This window comes from Methylophilus sp. 'Pure River', from assembly GCF_046765995.1.
Taxonomy (GTDB): Bacteria; Pseudomonadota; Gammaproteobacteria; order Burkholderiales; family Methylophilaceae; genus Methylophilus.
In genome coordinates this window covers 222,410-239,595 of record NZ_JBKOUE010000001.1, presented here as the reverse complement: position 1 = coordinate 239,595, position 17,186 = coordinate 222,410, and the positions used below count along the sequence as shown (strand labels likewise).

Sequence of the window (17,186 nt, the reverse complement as noted above, 5' to 3'; positions counted from 1 at the left end):
TGTGTTCATTGTGAGTCATGCACAACGGTCAGTTAGCTGGCTTTCATCAGCGTGGCTTCAAGTTGTTGCAATAAGGTTTCCAGGGTGGGTGTTTTGCGCCAGAACTGCCAACGTAATTGTTTTTTATAATGCACTTCAACGCTGCGCTCGGCAAACGGCAATACTAGTTTCAAAGCTGAAATACGACCGGCTTGTAAGGCGTCTGATAGCGCAGGCCAATCACACGTTTGCCACGCATCTGCGATCCATACCGCCTGCTGAGTGCGCGCCTCTGCCAACATCGCGGCCAGCGCCAATGGCCTTATGGCTGGCAATGCGCAGGCTTCCAGCCCGGCAAATACCTCACCTTGCCCCGCAATCAGCGCTGCAGCAGGTTGCCAGGCCGGGATATCGCCAACACTGGCGAACCATAAACTGTTTAACTCAGTTGGCCAGGCACTTAATTCAGGGGCGTGTGCGGCCTGATGCAGTAACATTTGCATTTCATTAGTCCACTGCCTGATCACGGCTGCATCCGGCCCTTGCGGTTGCCATTGAAAGGCCTGCTGATACAAACAATCCTGCGGCCATGCGCATTGCACCTGCATATCGCGCAGCGGCTGTATCCACCAGAATCGCTGACTGACATCCTGCTGTATGACAAAATCATCAGAGAAGTGTGTTTGCAAGCGCGTCGTCAAAGCAGCGTAGACCTCTGCTGCCAACGGCACCACCGCCTGCAAACTAAACGTATCACGTCGCATGCCAAGATGCACTGGCAGCAGGCAAAATGCCGGGCGCACCGGCCAGTGTTGCCTGGCAGACAGCACCGCCGATACAGGCGCACTCGCCTGTGCGCGCCTCGCCTCAGTCAGCACATCGAACAATGTTTTAAGCGGCGGCAACGGGCTGACTTTCCATTGCGCTTTTAACAACACAGGGCATTGTGCAATCAGTGACTGAATCATCTCAACAGGCTGGGCAGCGGCATCCGACAGGTAATCTGTGATATAAATTTGCTGTATCATGAGAAAACAAATACACTAGGTTGATGATAAAGAAACTTAACAATTAGACGCATTTAAGCTACATGCTGGCAAAATTGTTACTGTTATAATCATTGCGACTTATACACGAAATCTGGGGGGATGTCATGAATCGGAATCTATGGCGCTGCTGCCAGACTGTGTATATGCCTGCTGATTCAATTTAAACAGACATCCTGGAATCCATGCACTTTTTCCAAAACTTAAGTATCCAGTCCAGATTACTGTTATTCGTGATCGGACCAGTATTCGCGCTCTCCTGTATTCTGTTGTTGTTCGACTTTAAAGAACAACTGCAACACGAAGAAGACAAACTCAGCCAGCATGCCCTGACCACCGCAAAATTCCTGTCAGCGGTAATACACAATCAAACCGAGTTACATGGCCAGGACTATATCGGCCGCTTGCTCAAAGCCAGCCAGCTCAACCGGGAACCCTATTTATCCCTGATTATTGCCGATGCCGATAATCACACCATCGCCAATCTGGGCACCTCTTTCAGCATTAACGAAACATTGCCACAGCAAGACACCATGGTCATGCAGCAAAACACGCATGACATCACCATGGTCAAGGTATTTTCCACTGAATCTACGCATCGTTTGCTGGGCTATGTGTTTGTCGCCATCGACAAAGCCTCTCTGATTGAGGACCATCGCCAGGCATTTATTAAAAACGTAGGCTACATTACGCTGGCACTGATACTATGTTCCATCCTCGTCAGCTGGGTGAGCCGCTCAATCAGCCAGCCGATTCGTGACATGACCTCAGCCCTCAAACGCTTTGTCATCGGTAGCCAACAAGTCAGCCAGGGCAAAAATACCCTGCCGGAAATCCAGTCTCTGCAAAGTACGATTAATCAAATATCAAGAGATATGCAGCATGTCGAAGCCGATATGCGTCACCGCATTCAAGACGCGCAAGCGCAGCTGCGCTACCAGGCGCGCCACGATGCCTTAACCGGCCTGGTTAATCGGCAGGAGCTGGAAAGACGGCTGCAACAAGCGTTGCAGGACGTCAAACAACACCGCGCCAATCATGTATTCTGTTACATGGATCTTGACCAGTTCCGCGTTATTAACGACACCTGCGGCCACCTGGCCGGGGACGAAATGCTGCGCCAGATCAGTATGATCCTCAGCCAGCGCATCCGTGCAGAAGACACGTTTGCGCGCCTGGGTGGTGACGAGTTCGGTCTGCTACTCAGTTATTGCCAGGTCGAAAAAGCCATTGAAATTGCTGCGCAGCTGCGGCAAATGGTTGAGACTTTCCGCTTCATGCATGAAGGTCGCTTGTTCCAGACCGGCATCAGTATTGGTATTGTCGAAATCACCACTGCTTTAAAAGATGTGGGTGAAATCACCCGCCATGCCGACGCAGCCTGCTACGTGGCAAAAGACAATGGCCGCAATCAGATTCACCTGTTCCATCCTGAAGACGACGTTTTACTCAAACGCCATGTTGAAATGGAATGGGTGCTCCGCATTAACGAAGCCATTGAGCACAACGACTTTGTACTTTACTGTCAGGGCATCTTCCCGCTGCAACAAAAAGAATTACCCCCCTTCTACGAAATCCTGATTCGCAAACGCGACGAGCACGGCGGCATCATCCCCCCGGCTGAGTTCCTGCCCTCCGCAGAGCGTTATAACCTCATGACCAAGATAGACCGTTGGGTGATTCAGCATGCCTTTATGGCACTGCAACCGCTGTTCAAGATGCAGTCCAGCGTGAATCCTTTCATCGTCAGCATTAACTTGTCAGGCATGTCATTAGGCGACGCCCAACTGCTGCCTTATATCCAAAACTGCTTTGAAACCTATGATATCTCCCCTAGCCATGTCTGCTTCGAGGTCACAGAAACCTCGGCCATCATTAACATCGACAATACGATCAAGCTGATTAAAGAACTGCAAAAAATGGGCACACGCTTCATGCTCGACGACTTTGGTAGCGGCATGTCATCATTCAGTTACTTGAAGCACTTACCAGTCAACTTCCTGAAAATGGATGGCGCTTACGTCAAAGACATCACCAGCAACAAAGTTGACCTGGCGATGGCCAAAGCCATCCAAAGTGTGGCGCAATCGATGGAAATCCAGACCATTGCCGAATATGTCGAAGATGAAGCCACACTAGACTGCCTGAAAGGCATGGGGGTTGCTTACGCCCAAGGCTTCTATTTAAACCGCCCCATGCCACTGAGCGAGGCACTGGCACGCCATATCGGCACGATACATCCTCAACAACAAGCTGCCAGCATCGTCCCCGACCTGAGCTTCTAGCCCTACCTTCAACACCGTGCCTGTTACACACACAGGCACGGTTTCAACATTGCCCGTTGCATGGAACATTGCATCCAATTTAAGCTCTAAACTAATAACAGAAGATGTGTATTCCTTGAGAAATCTGCCTAACAGGTAGATACGAAAGAAAGGACGGAACATCATGAGCAACAGAAAAATCAACCGCGTCATGGTTGGCGAAGCACTCGTCGGCGAAGGCAATGAAGTCGCCCACATTGACCTAATTATAGGTCCTCGCGGTAGCGCCGCAGAAACAGCATTCTGTATTGCGCTAACCAACCAAAAACCGGGCGACAACGCCCTACTCTCAGTTGTCGCTCCCAACCTGATGACCAAACCACCTACCGTCATGTTTAACAAAGTGGATATCAAACACGCCCAGCAAGCCGTGCAAATGTTTGGTCCGGCGCAATACGGCGTAGCATCAGCGGTGGTCGACAGTGTACGCGACGGCATGATTCCACTCGCGGAAGCAGACAATGTATTTGTGTGCGTAGGCGTGTTTATTCATTGGGAAGCCAAAGACCAGCAGAAAATCCAGGACTGGAACTATCAGGCAACCAAACTCGCTATTCGCCGTGCAGTCACTAATCTACCAACGGCTGAACAAGTATTAGAAATGGAACACAGGGTTCGTCATCCGTTTGCAGCCAAACCGATGACAGAAGAGAAAGAAGTCGAAGATGTAATGAGCGTAGCTGCTTGAGCTTAAAACTTGGAAGCGTGTGAATTGTTTGATTGGTCGGAACGGTGTGATTCGAACACACGACCCCTTGCACCCCATGCAAGTGCGCTACCAGGCTGCGCTACGCCCCGACGTTAGACTCGAGCAGGAACCTGCTCGAAAAGAAGGCTGCATTATAAAACAAAACCGCATATTCGCTAAGCAGAATATGCGGTTTTATAAGCCTGGCAGACGCTTTAGGCGGGCGCTTTAAGCAATTGAAGTACCTGCTGAATTTGCTCTCTGAGCGCGGCAACATCAACCACTGGCAGTTTAGCTTCTTCAGCGATGAGTGACTGCGTATTAGCGGCCACAGAACTGGAAACATCGCTGCCAGAGCGTGGTTTCTCTATCTTTTCCTCAACACCATCCAGGCGATTGCGCGCACCGCTGATGGTAAACCCTTGCTCATAAAGCAACTCACGAATTTTGCGAATCAGCAAAACTTCATGATGCTGGTAGTAACGGCGGTTACCACGGCGCTTGACCGGTTTCAGTTGGGTGAATTCTTGCTCCCAGTAACGCAGTACGTGCGGCTTGACTCCGCACAACTCGCTCACCTCACCGATGGTGAAATAGCGTTTGGCAGGGATAGGCGGCAAGGCGACTTTTTGCGTTTCTATCATGTTTGGGAGTCAGATTAGGCTTGTGCTTGTAATGGTTGTTCTGCGTAGTGTTCTTCTACGCGTAATTTTAATTTTTGACTGGCGTGAAAAGTCACTACACGGCGTGCAGAAATTGGGATTTCTTCGCCAGTTTTTGGATTACGGCCTGGGCGCTCGGATTTTGTACGCAGTTCAAAGTTACCAAAACCGGACAGCTTGACGCTATCGCCCTGCTCCAGCGCGTTGCGAACTTCTTCAAAAAACGCTTCCACCATGTCCTTGGCTTCACGCTTATTCAGCCCGACTTGTTCAAACAACAAATCGGCCAAGTCAGCTTTTGTGAGTGTCATTAACGATCCCCTGAACCTTCTTATTATGCGAGATGCTTGTGTTGTATCAACTGTTATCCTTGGTGTTATCCGATGACTATCCCAATGATATTATCTGAGTGACGCAGCAAATTTGGATGACCAGTTGTTGAGGATTCGTGCCACGATCGTATCCACTTCCTCATCGACCATTGTCTTGCAAGTATCTTGCATAAGTACAAGAAATGCAAGGCTTTTTTTGTTTTCGGGCACACCTTTACCATGATAAACATCGAACAATTTCACCTGTTTTAGCTGAGAAATGTTCTCATTCATCACCGCATCAATCATCGCTTGAGCTGATACAGATTGCTCAACGACCATCGCTAAATCTCGACGAACCGGCAGGAATTTGCTGACCTCGCTATAGGCAGGCACCTGGGTTGCCAATGCCGCATCGGCATCCAACTCAAACAGGTAACAGGCACTGGTTAATCCATATTGCTGCTGCCATTGTGGATGCAATTTACCTAACCAACCGACCGCTTTGTCACCCAGGTAAATGCGGGCAGACTGGCCTGGATGCAAAGCAGGATGTTGCTCAACAGCAAAGTGCACCGGTTGCGCAAATAGCGCCTCCACATGTGCTTTGGCATCGTAAAAATCAAAAGCGCGAGCCTCTGCAGCCCATTGTTCAGGCTGCACACTGCCGTAGACCAGGCCGGACAAAGTCAATGTTTCCACAAAGCCTTGCGCACCCTTTTCATAGCGTGCGCCTAACTCAAACAACATGGCACGCGTTTGCTGGCGCTTGAGGTTGTAATCCAGCGCATCCAGCAATCCGCCCCACAAACCAGAGCGCATCACACTCAGGTTGCTGGCAATTGGGTTTTTCAACGCAATCGGCTGGCTATTGCCATATAAATCACGCTCCCAGCTAGCATCGACAAAGCTGTAAGTCACCACTTCCTGGTAACCATTGTTCACCATCACATCGCGCAACCAGTGCTTGCTGCGAGTAGCCTCAGGCGCGACCAGCATGCCTTGCGAAGCGACTGGTGTGAGCGCCGGGATATGCTCGTAGCCATGCAGGCGTGCAACTTCCTCAATCAGGTCTTCTTCGCGTGCAATATCAAAACGGAAGCTAGGTGCGCTCACATTAAACACACCGTTAGCCTCGGTATACACAAACCCCAATTGCGTCAGTAACTGACCCACTTGCGCCAGGCTAACGTCTATGCCCAGAATCGACAGCAGATAAGCATGACGCAACGCAACTTGCTTGCGCACAGGTAGTTGTGCAGTCACCGCGGTCACAGCACCAGCCTGACCACCACAAATCTCCAGCACCAATGCTGTCGCACGTTCCAGCGCATTCAAGGTGTTGCCAAAGTCCACACCGCGTTCAAAACGGTAAGAGGAGTCCGTGCTCAAGCCCAAACGGCGCGCTTTACCTGCCATGACGTCTGGCGTAAAGAAAGCGCTTTCCAGGAAGATAGCTTGTGTAGCATCGGTAACAGAAGTAGGTTTACCGCCCATCACCCCCGCCAAGGCAACCGGTCCATTGCCATCGGCAATCACCAGGTCATCCGCCTTTAAAGTTACTTCTGTGTCATTGAGCAAGGCCAGCTTTTCACCAGCGTTGGCAAAACGTACGGCTACATCACCTTGCAACAGCGCATGGTCAAACGCATGCATAGGCTGCCCCAGTTCAAGCAGCACATAGTTGGTGATATCGACCAGTGCACTGATGCTGCGGATGCCGCTACGCTCTAAACGGCGCACCATCCAGTCAGGCGTGTTGGCTTGTGCATTCACACCCTCAATGACACGGCCATAATAAGCAGGACAAGCTTCTGCAGCATTCAGGCTGACCGCTTTGGTCAGCTTGCTGCTAATCGTCGCCGCTGCAATCTCAGGCGTCGTGATTGGTGCACCGGTCATCGCTACTACATCGCGGGCGATGCCTAGAATGCTTAAACAATCGGCACGGTTAGGCGTCAGTTTTAACGTATAAGTGCTGTCATTCAAGTCCAGGTATTCGCGAATATCCTGACCCACCGGGGCATCTGCTGGCAATTCCAGAATGCCATTGGCTTCGGGCGCAATGCCCAGCTCTTTGGCAGAACACAACATACCAAAAGACTCTACACCACGTACTTTGGCCTGTTTGATCTGAATGCCAGGCAGCTCAGCGCCTACCAGCGCACATGGTATTTTGATACCCACGCGTGCATTAGAAGCGCCACAGACAATTTGCAGCACCTCTTCACCCACCTTCACTTTGCACACTTGCAAGCGATCTGCATCCGGGTGTTTGGCTGCTTCCAGAATCTCGGCCACCACTACATGGCTAAACGCCGGCGCAACCGGGGTTAACTCTTCCACTTCCAGACCGGCCATGGTCAATGCGTGACCAAGTTGCGCGGTATCCAGTGATGGATTCACCATGGAACGTAACCATTGTTCGGAGAACTGCATATGTGTCTAACCCTGTATAAATTCGGTATTTAAAGTGATCTGGCGATTGAATTATTTAATAAACTGCTGCAAAAAGCGCAGGTCATTATTAAAGAAATGACGCAGGTCATTCACCCCGTAGCGCAACATGGCCAGGCGTTCCACCCCCAGGCCAAAGGCAAAGCCTCGGTATTTTTCGCTATCGATATTCACGTGCTTGAGCACCTCAGGGTGCACCATGCCACAGCCGCCAATCTCCAGCCAGCCGCCATTCCAGCTCATATCCATTTCAGCTGAAGGTTCGGTAAACGGGAAGAACGACGGGCGGAAACGCACGGTAAGATCATCACGCTCAAAGAATTTCTGTAAAAAGTCCTGCACTACGCCTTTAAGGTTGGCAAAGCTGATTTGCTCGTCTACCCACAAGCCTTCTACCTGGTGGAACATCGGCGAGTGTGTGGCATCGGAGTCGACACGGTACACGCGACCTGGCGCAATAATTTTGAGCGGTGGCGTATTATTTTCCATGTAATGCACTTGCACCGGCGAGGTATGGGTACGCAATACGTGCTCCATGCTGTCATTACCGCTATCAATGTAAAAGGTATCGTGCATCGCACGCGCCGGATGGTTATCCGGAATATTCAGCGCCGTGAAGTTATAAAAATCGGTTTCGATTTCAGGGCCATCCGCCACACTGAAACCAATCGAATGAAACAGCTCTTCTACACGGCGTAAGGTCAATGTCACCGGATGCAAACCACCGGCGGATTGGGCACGCGCGGGCAAGGTCACATCAATGGTTTCACTTGCCAGTTGTTTGGCCTGCGCAGCAGCCAAAATACTGTCACGACGGTCATTCAAGGCCTGCTCAACGGCTTGTTTAACCACATTAATCGCCGCTCCGGCTGCAGGACGCTCTTCAGCAGTCAATTTACCCAGCCCTTTCAAGGCTTCGGTCAGCGCGCCAGATTTGCCCAGGTATTTGGCCTTGGCATTTTCCAGTGCAGGAACATCATGACAAGCCGCAAAGTCTTGTGCAGCTTCTGCGATTAAGTGATTGAGATCAGCCATCGTGCGTATTCTTCAAGTTTTAAGTAACATTAAAATAAAAAAAGAGGCCGCAGCCTCTTTTTTTGGTAGGTCTGATTAGGCGCTTAAACCTGTTTTAGCCAATTCTACGAATTTGGCAAAAGCAGCTTTGTCGAACACGGCCAGATCAGCCAGTACTTTACGGTCAACTTCAACCGCAGATTTTTTCAGACCGTTCATGAAACGGCTGTATGTCAAACCAGCTTCACGGGCTGCCGCGTTGATACGGGCAATCCACAGTGCGCGGAATTGACGTTTTTTCTGACGACGGTCACGGTATGCGTATTGACCGGCTTTCATTACCGCCTGTTTGGCAACACGGTAGACGTTCTTACGACGACCACGGTAACCCTTAGCAGCATTTAAAACTTTTTTGTGTTTAGCGCGTGCGATGACACCACGTTTTACTCTAGGCATGTCGGTCTCCTTATTGTGTTGGCATCATTGCGCGGACGCGTTTCACGTCAGTCGCAGAAATAATGGAAGTACCGCGCAGCTTACGCTTTTGCTTGGTGGTTTTCTTGGTCAGGATGTGGCGTAAGTGAGAGTGTGTACGCTTCACTTTACCGTTACCCAAGAACTTGAAGCGCTTTTTCGCGCTGCTCTTTGTCTTCATCTTTGGCATTTTTTTCTCCTTAGAGGTTAAATAAAGAGTAACTAGGCAGCCAATTTAGCCGTATTACTCCAAAAAAACTGTTGTACTACTTAAAACCTTATTCTTCGCTTGGTGCTGCTTTTTCAGCCTTTTTGGCCACCGGCACAGCTTTCTTCGCTGGCGCCAAGACCATCACCATCTGGCGGCCTTCCATTTTAGGATATTGCTCCACCAATGCATGCTCTGTTAAATCTGCCTCAAGACGTTTTAACAAAGCCAAACCAAATTCCTGGTGCGTAATCTCGCGACCACGGAAGCGCAAGGTAATCTTTGCTTTATCGCCATCACCCAAAAAGCGGATGATGTTGCGCAATTTAATATTGTAATCGCCGTCATCGGTGCCAGGTCTGAATTTGACCTCTTTAATCTGCACCTGTTTTTGTTTCAGTTTTTGCTCATGCAGACGCTTGCTCTCGGCGTATTTGAACTTGCCATAATCCATCAAACGGCACACTGGCGGTGCGGCATTTGGTGCAATTTCAACAATATCAATATCAGCTTCTTCCGCTTTGGCAAAGGCCTCTCTCAGAGTCATCACACCTAACGGTTCGCCATCTACACCAATCAAACGCACTTGTGGCGCAGTAATGTCGCCATTGATGCGTGTATCTTTATCTTGAGCTATAACAATCCCCTAACAATAAACAAAGCCGCACGAATACCCGAAATTAGACCCGGTTTTGGATGTCTTGCTGTATGTGCGCTACAAACGCTTCTACCGACATCACACCCAGATCTTCACCTTTTCTGGTACGTACGGCCACATGACCATTTTGCATTTCTTTGTCGCCCACCACGATCAGGTATGGCAACTTTTGCAAACTATGTTCGCGTATTTTATAGGTAATCTTCTCATTTCTCAAGTCAAAATCGCATCGAATGCCATTTTTCTTCAATTTTTCAACCACTTGGCGCACATAATCGGCTTGGCCATCAGAAATATTGAGCACCATGACCTGCACAGGTGACAACCAGACCGGCATCGCACCGGCAAAGTTTTCGATCAAAATACCCAAAAAACGCTCCATCGAACCGACAATGGCGCGGTGCAACATAATTGGGCGCTGACGCGTATTGTCTTCAGCGACATACTCCGCACCCAGGCGCTCAGGCAGGTTAGGATCGAGCTGAATAGTACCGCACTGCCACATACGCCCCAGCGAATCTTTGAGCGTAAACTCGATTTTCGGGCCATAAAACGCACCCTCACCCGGCTGGTATTCAAACTCCAGGCCATTGGCTTTAATGGCGTTGGCCAAGGCGGTTTCCGCCATATCCCAGGCTTCTTCCGTGCCCACGCGCTTTTCCGGGCGGGTAGATAATTTGACGATCACATCGTCAAAACCAAAGTCTTTGTACACTTCATACAGCATCTTGATAAAGTCGGCCACTTCAGCCTCGACTTGTGACTCCATACAGAAAATATGGGCATCATCCTGGGTAAAACCGCGCACGCGCATCAAACCATGCAAAGAGCCGGACGGCTCATTACGGTGGCAAGAGCCAAACTCCGCCAAACGCAATGGCAAGTCGCGATAGCTGTGCAGACTGCTATTAAAAATCTGGATATGACCAGGACAGTTCATCGGCTTCACCGCGTAATCACGGCTTTCCGACTGGGTGACAAACATATTGTCACGGTAGTTTTGCCAGTGGCCAGATTTTTCCCACAGGGTTTTATCGAGTACAGTCGGTGTGCGCACTTCCTGGTAATCGTACTCTTTAAATTTGGCACGCATGTACTGCTCAACTTCTTGCCAGATCACCCAACCGCGCGGATGCCAGAACACCATCCCAGGCGCATCTTCCTGCATATGGTAAAAATCGAGTTGCTTGCCCAATTTGCGGTGGTCGCGCTTCTCAGCCTCTTCCAGCATATGCAGGTAAGCTTCTAGCTCATCTTTATTGCGCCAAGCCGTGCCATAGACACGCTGCAACATTTCGTTATTGCTGTCACCGCGCCAGTAAGCACCCGCCAGTTTCATTAATTTAAAGGCCTTGAGCTTGCCAGTATTCGGCACGTGCGGGCCACGGCACAAGTCGGTGAAATTACCTTCAGAGTATAAAGACACGTCTTCATTGCTCGGAATGCTGGCAATAATTTCGGCTTTATAATGTTCGTTAATGCTCTTGAAGTAAGCTACGGCTTCATCACGCGGCAACACCTTGCGCTCGACTTTCTCGTCTTTTTTTGCCAGCTCGGCCATTTTCTTTTCAATGGCCGCCAGGTCGTCTGGCGTAAAGGGGCGCTTGTAGCTAAAGTCGTAGTAAAAGCCATTATCGATGACAGGGCCGATGGTCACTTGCGCATCCGGGAACAGCTCTTTCACCGCATAAGCCAGCAAGTGAGCGGTGGAGTGACGAATCACTTCCAGACCTTCATCGTTCTTATCGGTAATGATGGCGAGGTCCACATCCTGCTCAATCAGATGACTGGTATCGACCAGTTTAGCTTCCTGACCTGAATACGTGACCTTACCCGCCAGCGCGGCTTTCGCCAGGCCAGCACCAATATTCAACGCAACATCGGCCACGGTCACCGGCTGTTCAAAACTTCTGGACGACCCATCAGGCAAGCGGATTACAGGCATGACTCTCTCTCTTAAACATTAAACAACCAAATAAAACAAGCACATGGCACCTGATTTTGGTCAAACCTCGATTATCTCACAGCGCACGAAAATTCCGCAATCAGAAACCGAACGCAGCCGCATTAAAGATGCTGATACAAAGCGATACACTCCGATACAAAACCTGCATTCAGTCACGCGCCGCCCTGACGTTAAACCAGTTGACTGGCACATGCGCCTGCCAGGACACATGTTAAGGCTCAAAACAAAGGGAGAATCAGCATGACAAGCATCAGTTTAAGCAGCGTAAGCAGCCAGATCAGCAGCAACATTTTCAGCAAACTGGACACCTCAAACCAGGGCTCGATAGACGCCACAACCTTAAGTAAAGCATTGGGCGGCTCGACCGACGATCAAACCAGTAGCGAGGTCAGCGACCTGGTGAGCAGTATGGACACGGATGGTGACAGTAAAATTACCAAAAGCGAGCTGTCACAAGGCATTGAAAATCTGTTCAAACAATTGCAAAGTGCCAGCAACCAGGCTGGTGGCGCCCAAGGCATGCCGCCACCACCCGGTGGTGCAGGCGGCCCGCCGCCACCTCGTGGCGGAGACGAGGAAGATACAGGCCTCACGCAGGACCAGATGCAGGAAATGGCTTCTTCCACCGACGACAGCAAATTGTCTGAACTGCTGAACAATGTCGCCAGTAATTTTGAGGCTGCCGATACGAATGGCGATGGCAAGGTCACCCAGCAAGAAGCAATGGAATATCAACAAAGCCAAAACAGCGATAGTAGCAATCAGTCCAGCAGCACCCAGCAAAACAATGCCCTGGAACAAGTGGCCAAGTTGATTAAAACCTATGGGCTGGATCAGGACACCTCCAGCAGCTATTTGACCGCCTCAGCGTAACAGTCCAGAAAAAACAAAAAGCCACCAGAGATTCTGGTGGCTTTTTTAAATGTTGGTAGTCGCGAATGGACTCGAACCATCGACCCCCACCATGTCAAGGTGGTGCTCTAACCAGCTGAGCTACGCGACTATTGTATTGCGCAGCAGTTGCTGCGAATCAATAAGGTTGCGCATTCTATCCGAAAGCCATCGGTTAGGCAATGGTATCGCGCTTATAATATGTGCATGACAAGCACGACCCACTACCCTGCCATGCTCACTGACAGCATGCTGGAAACCATCATTAACACCTTGGCTGAGCAGCACTATTGTGTGATCGACCAGTTTTTACCTGCCGAGCTGACTCAAAACCTGCGCACCATCGCCCTTGATCAGCAACAACAAGGCCTAATGCACCAGGCGGGCACCAGCCAGTCAGCCATCAGCAACCCCAGGCTGCGTGGCGACCAGATTGCCTGGCTGGAAGCCAGCGACCCACACGCTGCCATCCAGGACTACCTGGCACTGCTGGCCGAAGTGCAACAAGCCGTCAACCGGCAACTAATGATGGGGCTGAACAGTTTTGAAACGCACTTTGCCATTTATCCGGCAGGCTCATGCGGTTATGCCACGCATATAGACCAGTTTCACCAACACCGCGCGCAGGCAACACCTGGCGCTAGAACACTGACCTCGATTATTTATTTAAATAATGACTGGCCAGCAGATGCTGGCGGCGCGTTGCGCTTATACCTGGATGAACACGCACAAACACCATCAAAGGACGCCAGACACATTGATATATTGCCGACCGCGGGCAGACTGGTGTTGTTCTTATCTGCCAGATTCTGGCACGAGGTATTACCAGCTAGTTTGCCACGTGTCAGCGTCACCGGCTGGTTTAAAACCCGCTAGCGTTTTAAAAGCTTGTAGCTTTCTAAACAGGTGGTTACTGCGCTGACTGCACTTGCGCAGTCAAACGGCTAAAAATATCCGCGCCGGCATAGCCATCTTGCGGCAAACCCTTGCTGGCCTGATAGCGCCGGATAGCCGCTTGTGTTTTCGCGCCCGGGAAGCCATCTGGCGCCCCACAATCAAAGCCTTTGGCATTCAGCGCCTCCTGCAAAGACCACATCTGCTGGTAACTCAGGGCAGGTGGTTCCGGCGGCATCATCAGCGTGTAGGTGTCCTGACGCAGCTGCTGACTCAGTAAACTGACACTGAGCGCATAATTAATGGAGCGGTTCCACTGCATGATCACATCAAAATTCGGGAACACCATATACGCCGGGCCATCATAGCCTTGCGGCAACAAAATAGCGGCCTGCGGCAAGCCCAGCGCGCTATCGGGCACACCCGTAACACCCGCTTTTACCCACTCACTGACTGGCTTGTTCAGCTGCCATTGCGCCTGGCTGTAATCAAACCCGGCTGGCAACGCCACCTGGATACTGATCGGCTTGCCTGGCTGCCAACCTGCCTGTGACAGATAGTTTGCCGCCGAACTGAACACATCCGGGTAAGAATTCCAGATATCGATTTTGCCATCAGCATCTGCATCCACACCATATTTGAGCAAGGTCGATGGCATAAATTGCATATGCCCGGTTGCACCCGCCCATGAACCCACCACCGGGCTATCATAGCGCTGTTCGCGCTCGACCACGCGCATCAGATTTAATAGCTCGCGCTTGAAAAACTCGGCTCGTCGCCCTTCATAAGAAAGCGTAGCCAAGGCAGAAGCCAATGGGATATCGCCCATAAAACCGCCAAAGTTGGTTTCCAGCCCCCAAAAAGCCACCAGCACCTCGCGCGGCACTTGATACAACTCTTCGACCACATAAAGTACACCCTGGTAGTCCTCCGCCATCTGCTTGCCTTTAGCCACCACACGCGGGTTGATGCGGCGGTTTACATAGGCAGAAAAACTGGTGACAAATTCCGGCTGTTTGCGGTCTAGTTCAATCAAGCGCGGCAAAAAAGTCACCTGATTGAGCGTTGCATCCACCGCCGCTGGCGCCACATGCAACGCCAGCGCCTCCTGGCGCATGGCGGCGACCCACATCTGAAAGCCGTCCGCATCCTCAGCACTGCTCAGGTGCCCAGAAACCGCAAGCCCGGCCACCAGCAAGCTGCCCCATACCGATTGCCACGTCCGTGTTTTTTTTAGGTTGGTCATAGACATTACTTCAGGCTGGATAAAATGGATGCGTAGCCCGCCTGATAATCGGCAAATTGCGGCTTGAACCCTGTGTGTTGTAAAAAACGGTTACGGATGCGCTTGCCGGATTGCGGCTGTAACGGCGGCGTCGCTGGTGCTGGCAATTGCTGCTGCGCAGCCAGCCACTGCAATACCTCATGTTGCGTCGCAGGTATGCCATCGGTCAGTATGCAATGGCCGGGTAAGGCCTTGCCATCTGCCACCTGCTGATATAAATGCACCACGGCTGCCGCAACATCCTGCTCATGCATGCGGTTAGTCCAATGTGTTTGCCTGGGCCAGCGCTCCTGATTTTGCAGCAGTCGCAACAAGTACAAGCGCTGAGGACCATAAATCCCTGAGACACGTAAGGCAGTATGCCCGCAAATCAGCCCATCTAATAAACGCTCAGCATCCAGCATCACCTGCCCTTCGGCATCCGCGGGTATGGCGGGCGTATCATCATCAATCCACTCGCCATGATGTTCGCCATAAATCCCCGTACTGGAAATAAAGAATACGTGTTTCAAACTATCCATAGAAACATTGGCCAGCACATGGCGCAATCCTTCTACATAGGTTTGCTGGTAACTCTGACCTTCTACAGGCGCCAGGCAATACAGCAAAATATCCGCTGGCACCGCGGCCAGGGCAGACACGCCGACGCCTCTCACCACATCCAGAGTCAGTGCCTGCGCCCCAGGTGTCACAGGTTTACGGGAACGCCTGACGATCGTCAAATCATGCCCCTGCGCCAGCGCTGCCTGCGCAATTAGGGTGCCCAACCCACCACAGCCAATCTGCAATACCCGCATACTTAAACCGTCTCGTCCGTTAGTGGATGTCGACGCAAATAGCGCTCAGCCAGCAACATGGCAGACAAGGTTTTGCTATCCGTGATGTCGCCCGCCTCAATGGCCTGCATCACGCGCTCAAACGGCCATACAAACACATCCATCGCCTCATCAATATCTCTGGCGTGTTCACCAAGGGACAAACCAGTGGCCAGATAGATATGAATCACCTCGTTGGAATAGCCAATACAAGGATGCTGTATGCCCAGCTTGACCCAGGTTTGCGCCGTGTAACCGGTTTCTTCCAGCAACTCACGCTGGCCAGTGGTCAACACGGCCTCGTCGGGATCTATCTTGCCTGCGGGCAACTCAATAAAGACCTGCTTGAGTGGGTAGCGGAACTGTCGCTCCAGCACCACTTCACCGGTTTGCGTCAGCGCGACCACGACTACCGCACCGGGGTGTATCACATACTCCCGGCCACTAATCACGCCGTTAGGTAAGCGTGCTTCGTCATAACGCACTGTCAGCATTTTGCCCTGTGCCATGATCTCGCTGGACACCGTGGTTTCGATCAAATGGGTGTCAATTAACTGTTGATCCTGCTTGAATCCTGTTTCTTCTGCCATCACTCACTTCTACCGCTTAAACTGCATCTTTAAATGTATTGCAATCGTTCACCTGGCCAGACTGCAAGCCTTGCTTAAACCAATGCACACGCTGCTCAGAACTACCATGGGTAAAGCTGTCCGGCACCACATAGCCTTGCGCCTGTTTTTGCAGGGCATCATCACCAATCGCGGTGGCGGCACGCAACGCCTCTTCAATATCACCCGTTTCCAGAATGCGGAACTGCTGATCCGCATGATGTGCCCACACACCGGCATAACAGTCTGCTTGCAACTCCAATCGCACTGAGTAAGCGTTAGACGCAGCCTCTGAGCGCGCCTGCTGCCTCGCTTGCTGCACTTTTGCCGAGGTACCCAGCAAGTTTTGCACATGGTGCCCAACCTCATGCGCAATCACATAGGCCTGGGCAAAATCCCCCGGCGCTTTAAAGCGTTCCTGCAGTTCCTGGTAAAAACTCAAATCGATATAGACCTTCTGGTCTGCCGGGCAGTAAAATGGCCCCATCGCTGCCTGGCCTTGTCCGCAAGCCGTTTGTGTCGCACCGCTGAAAATTTCCAGATTAGGCGCCGTATATTGCTTACCTGCCGCTGAAAACATGCCTTGCCATACCTGCTCGGTGCTCCATAACACACGGGAAACAAACTTTACGTTAGGGTCATTGCTATCCGCAGGCACCGCCTGTGACTCGGCCGCCGGTTGCACTTGCTGTGCAATATTCAGCACTACATTGGGGTCTACACCAAAATACATCGCCACCAGCGCAATCGCAATGGTGCCAATGCCGATACTGCGGCCACCGACCATTCCGCGGCCGCGGCTATCTTCGACATGCTGGCTTTCTTCTAAATCATCCAGGCGCACAAGAATCTCCCAACCATGACTATTGAAAAATGTTGATGGAATGTGATTACTTTAGCATGCAG

General features: G+C 51.1%; 17 protein-coding genes and 2 tRNA genes. 4 read left to right on the top strand and 15 right to left on the bottom strand.

Annotation, left to right across the window (positions count from 1 at the left end):
• Window positions 1-32: 32 nt before the first annotated feature.
• On the bottom strand, window positions 33-1,007 hold the full coding sequence (locus tag ACIDE9_RS01270; RefSeq protein WP_411992114.1) for a hypothetical protein: 975 nt from the start codon (window positions 1,005-1,007) through the stop codon (window positions 33-35).
• Window positions 1,008-1,210: 203 nt separating this feature from the next.
• On the opposite strand from ACIDE9_RS01270, the gene ACIDE9_RS01265 reads away from it, so the two are divergent.
• A complete protein-coding gene (locus tag ACIDE9_RS01265; protein WP_411992112.1) occupies window positions 1,211-3,310 on the top strand; it encodes an EAL domain-containing protein in 2,100 nt (699 codons plus the stop codon).
• Between the two features lie 163 nt (window positions 3,311-3,473).
• On the top strand, window positions 3,474-4,037 hold the full coding sequence (gene fae / locus ACIDE9_RS01260) for a formaldehyde-activating enzyme (RefSeq protein ID WP_411992110.1): 564 nt from the start codon (window positions 3,474-3,476) through the stop codon (window positions 4,035-4,037).
• Window positions 4,038-4,070: 33 nt separating this feature from the next.
• Here fae and ACIDE9_RS01255 read toward each other — a convergent pair.
• The 9 genes from ACIDE9_RS01255 to thrS all read right to left on the bottom strand — a co-directional run bounded on the left by ACIDE9_RS01255 (window position 4,071) and on the right by thrS (window position 11,766).
• A tRNA-Pro gene (locus ACIDE9_RS01255) sits at window positions 4,071-4,147 on the bottom strand.
• Between the two features lie 105 nt (window positions 4,148-4,252).
• Window positions 4,253-4,681, bottom strand: a complete 429-nt coding sequence (locus tag ACIDE9_RS01250) for a MerR family transcriptional regulator (RefSeq protein ID WP_411992108.1) — start codon at window positions 4,679-4,681, stop codon at window positions 4,253-4,255.
• Between the two features lie 14 nt (window positions 4,682-4,695).
• Entirely contained in the window at window positions 4,696-5,010 is a 315-nt protein-coding gene (locus tag ACIDE9_RS01245) for an integration host factor subunit alpha (RefSeq protein ID WP_018985782.1), read from the bottom strand.
• A gap of 90 nt (window positions 5,011-5,100) precedes the next feature.
• Window positions 5,101-7,449, bottom strand: a complete 2,349-nt coding sequence (gene pheT, locus ACIDE9_RS01240) for a phenylalanine--tRNA ligase subunit beta (protein WP_411992105.1) — start codon at window positions 7,447-7,449, stop codon at window positions 5,101-5,103.
• A gap of 51 nt (window positions 7,450-7,500) precedes the next feature.
• Window positions 7,501-8,502 carry a phenylalanine--tRNA ligase subunit alpha gene (pheS, locus tag ACIDE9_RS01235; RefSeq protein WP_411992103.1) on the bottom strand — a complete coding sequence of 334 codons (1,002 nt, stop codon included), beginning with the start codon at window positions 8,500-8,502 and terminating at the stop codon, window positions 7,501-7,503.
• A 75-nt stretch (window positions 8,503-8,577) separates the two neighbouring features.
• Complete coding sequence (gene rplT / locus ACIDE9_RS01230) at window positions 8,578-8,937, bottom strand: 50S ribosomal protein L20 (protein WP_018985785.1); 360 nt, start codon at window positions 8,935-8,937, stop codon at window positions 8,578-8,580.
• Between the two features lie 10 nt (window positions 8,938-8,947).
• The gene (gene rpmI, locus ACIDE9_RS01225; RefSeq protein ID WP_019881750.1) at window positions 8,948-9,145 is read right to left on the bottom strand and encodes a 50S ribosomal protein L35; all 198 of its coding nucleotides are present in this window, start codon (window positions 9,143-9,145) and stop codon (window positions 8,948-8,950) included.
• A gap of 88 nt (window positions 9,146-9,233) precedes the next feature.
• Window positions 9,234-9,800 (bottom strand): translation initiation factor IF-3, encoded by a 567-nt coding sequence (infC, locus tag ACIDE9_RS01220; RefSeq protein WP_370583243.1) that lies wholly within the window; start codon window positions 9,798-9,800, stop codon window positions 9,234-9,236.
• 43 nt (window positions 9,801-9,843) lie between these two features.
• Window positions 9,844-11,766: a threonine--tRNA ligase gene (gene thrS, locus ACIDE9_RS01215; protein ID WP_411992100.1), complete on the bottom strand. Its 1,923-nt coding sequence runs from the start codon at window positions 11,764-11,766 to the stop codon at window positions 9,844-9,846.
• A gap of 261 nt (window positions 11,767-12,027) precedes the next feature.
• Here thrS and ACIDE9_RS01210 point away from each other — a divergent pair, with 261 nt between their 5' ends.
• Window positions 12,028-12,660 (top strand): EF-hand domain-containing protein, encoded by a 633-nt coding sequence (locus ACIDE9_RS01210; RefSeq protein WP_411992098.1) that lies wholly within the window; start codon window positions 12,028-12,030, stop codon window positions 12,658-12,660.
• Between the two features lie 53 nt (window positions 12,661-12,713).
• Here ACIDE9_RS01210 and ACIDE9_RS01205 read toward each other — a convergent pair.
• A tRNA-Val gene (locus ACIDE9_RS01205) sits at window positions 12,714-12,790 on the bottom strand.
• Window positions 12,791-12,885: 95 nt separating this feature from the next.
• Between ACIDE9_RS01205 and ACIDE9_RS01200 the strand changes: the two genes are divergently transcribed.
• The gene (locus ACIDE9_RS01200) at window positions 12,886-13,554 is read left to right on the top strand and encodes a 2OG-Fe(II) oxygenase (RefSeq protein WP_411992096.1); all 669 of its coding nucleotides are present in this window, start codon (window positions 12,886-12,888) and stop codon (window positions 13,552-13,554) included.
• A 34-nt stretch (window positions 13,555-13,588) separates the two neighbouring features.
• Here the strand turns inward: ACIDE9_RS01200 and ACIDE9_RS01195 are convergent, their stop codons facing one another.
• The 4 genes from ACIDE9_RS01195 to ACIDE9_RS01180 are packed head-to-tail and all read right to left on the bottom strand — an operon-like array spanning window position 13,589 to window position 17,124.
• Window positions 13,589-14,818: a lytic murein transglycosylase gene (locus ACIDE9_RS01195; RefSeq protein WP_411992094.1), complete on the bottom strand. Its 1,230-nt coding sequence runs from the start codon at window positions 14,816-14,818 to the stop codon at window positions 13,589-13,591.
• Between the two features lie 5 nt (window positions 14,819-14,823).
• Complete coding sequence (locus ACIDE9_RS01190) at window positions 14,824-15,654, bottom strand: hypothetical protein (RefSeq protein WP_411992092.1); 831 nt, start codon at window positions 15,652-15,654, stop codon at window positions 14,824-14,826.
• A 2-nt stretch (window positions 15,655-15,656) separates the two neighbouring features.
• Window positions 15,657-16,262: an NUDIX domain-containing protein gene (locus ACIDE9_RS01185; RefSeq protein ID WP_194753128.1), complete on the bottom strand. Its 606-nt coding sequence runs from the start codon at window positions 16,260-16,262 to the stop codon at window positions 15,657-15,659.
• A 16-nt stretch (window positions 16,263-16,278) separates the two neighbouring features.
• The gene (locus tag ACIDE9_RS01180; protein ID WP_411992089.1) at window positions 16,279-17,124 is read right to left on the bottom strand and encodes a neutral zinc metallopeptidase; all 846 of its coding nucleotides are present in this window, start codon (window positions 17,122-17,124) and stop codon (window positions 16,279-16,281) included.
• Window positions 17,125-17,186: the final 62 nt, after the last annotated feature.

Excerpts from the sequence above, each read along its gene's own strand:
- ACIDE9_RS01190 (WP_411992092.1), bottom strand. The coding sequence starts at position 15,654 with ATGCGGGTATTGCAGATTGGCTGTGGTGGGTTGGGCACCCTAATTGCG.
- rplT (WP_018985785.1), bottom strand. The coding sequence starts at position 8,937 with ATGCCTAGAGTAAAACGTGGTGTCATCGCACGCGCTAAACACAAAAAA.
- pheT (WP_411992105.1), bottom strand. The coding sequence starts at position 7,449 with ATGCAGTTCTCCGAACAATGGTTACGTTCCATGGTGAATCCATCACTG.
- pheS (WP_411992103.1), bottom strand. The coding sequence starts at position 8,502 with ATGGCTGATCTCAATCACTTAATCGCAGAAGCTGCACAAGACTTTGCG.
- ACIDE9_RS01245 (WP_018985782.1), bottom strand. The coding sequence starts at position 5,010 with ATGACACTCACAAAAGCTGACTTGGCCGATTTGTTGTTTGAACAAGTC.
- ACIDE9_RS01265 (WP_411992112.1), top strand. The coding sequence starts at position 1,211 with ATGCACTTTTTCCAAAACTTAAGTATCCAGTCCAGATTACTGTTATTC.
- thrS (WP_411992100.1), bottom strand. The coding sequence starts at position 11,766 with ATGCCTGTAATCCGCTTGCCTGATGGGTCGTCCAGAAGTTTTGAACAG.
- ACIDE9_RS01195 (WP_411992094.1), bottom strand. The coding sequence starts at position 14,818 with ATGACCAACCTAAAAAAAACACGGACGTGGCAATCGGTATGGGGCAGC.
- ACIDE9_RS01185 (WP_194753128.1), bottom strand. The coding sequence starts at position 16,262 with ATGGCAGAAGAAACAGGATTCAAGCAGGATCAACAGTTAATTGACACC.
- ACIDE9_RS01270 (WP_411992114.1), bottom strand. The coding sequence starts at position 1,007 with ATGATACAGCAAATTTATATCACAGATTACCTGTCGGATGCCGCTGCC.
- ACIDE9_RS01200 (WP_411992096.1), top strand. The coding sequence starts at position 12,886 with ATGACAAGCACGACCCACTACCCTGCCATGCTCACTGACAGCATGCTG.
- ACIDE9_RS01250 (WP_411992108.1), bottom strand. The coding sequence starts at position 4,681 with ATGATAGAAACGCAAAAAGTCGCCTTGCCGCCTATCCCTGCCAAACGC.
- fae (WP_411992110.1), top strand. The coding sequence starts at position 3,474 with ATGAGCAACAGAAAAATCAACCGCGTCATGGTTGGCGAAGCACTCGTC.
- rpmI (WP_019881750.1), bottom strand. The coding sequence starts at position 9,145 with ATGCCAAAGATGAAGACAAAGAGCAGCGCGAAAAAGCGCTTCAAGTTC.
- ACIDE9_RS01210 (WP_411992098.1), top strand. The coding sequence starts at position 12,028 with ATGACAAGCATCAGTTTAAGCAGCGTAAGCAGCCAGATCAGCAGCAAC.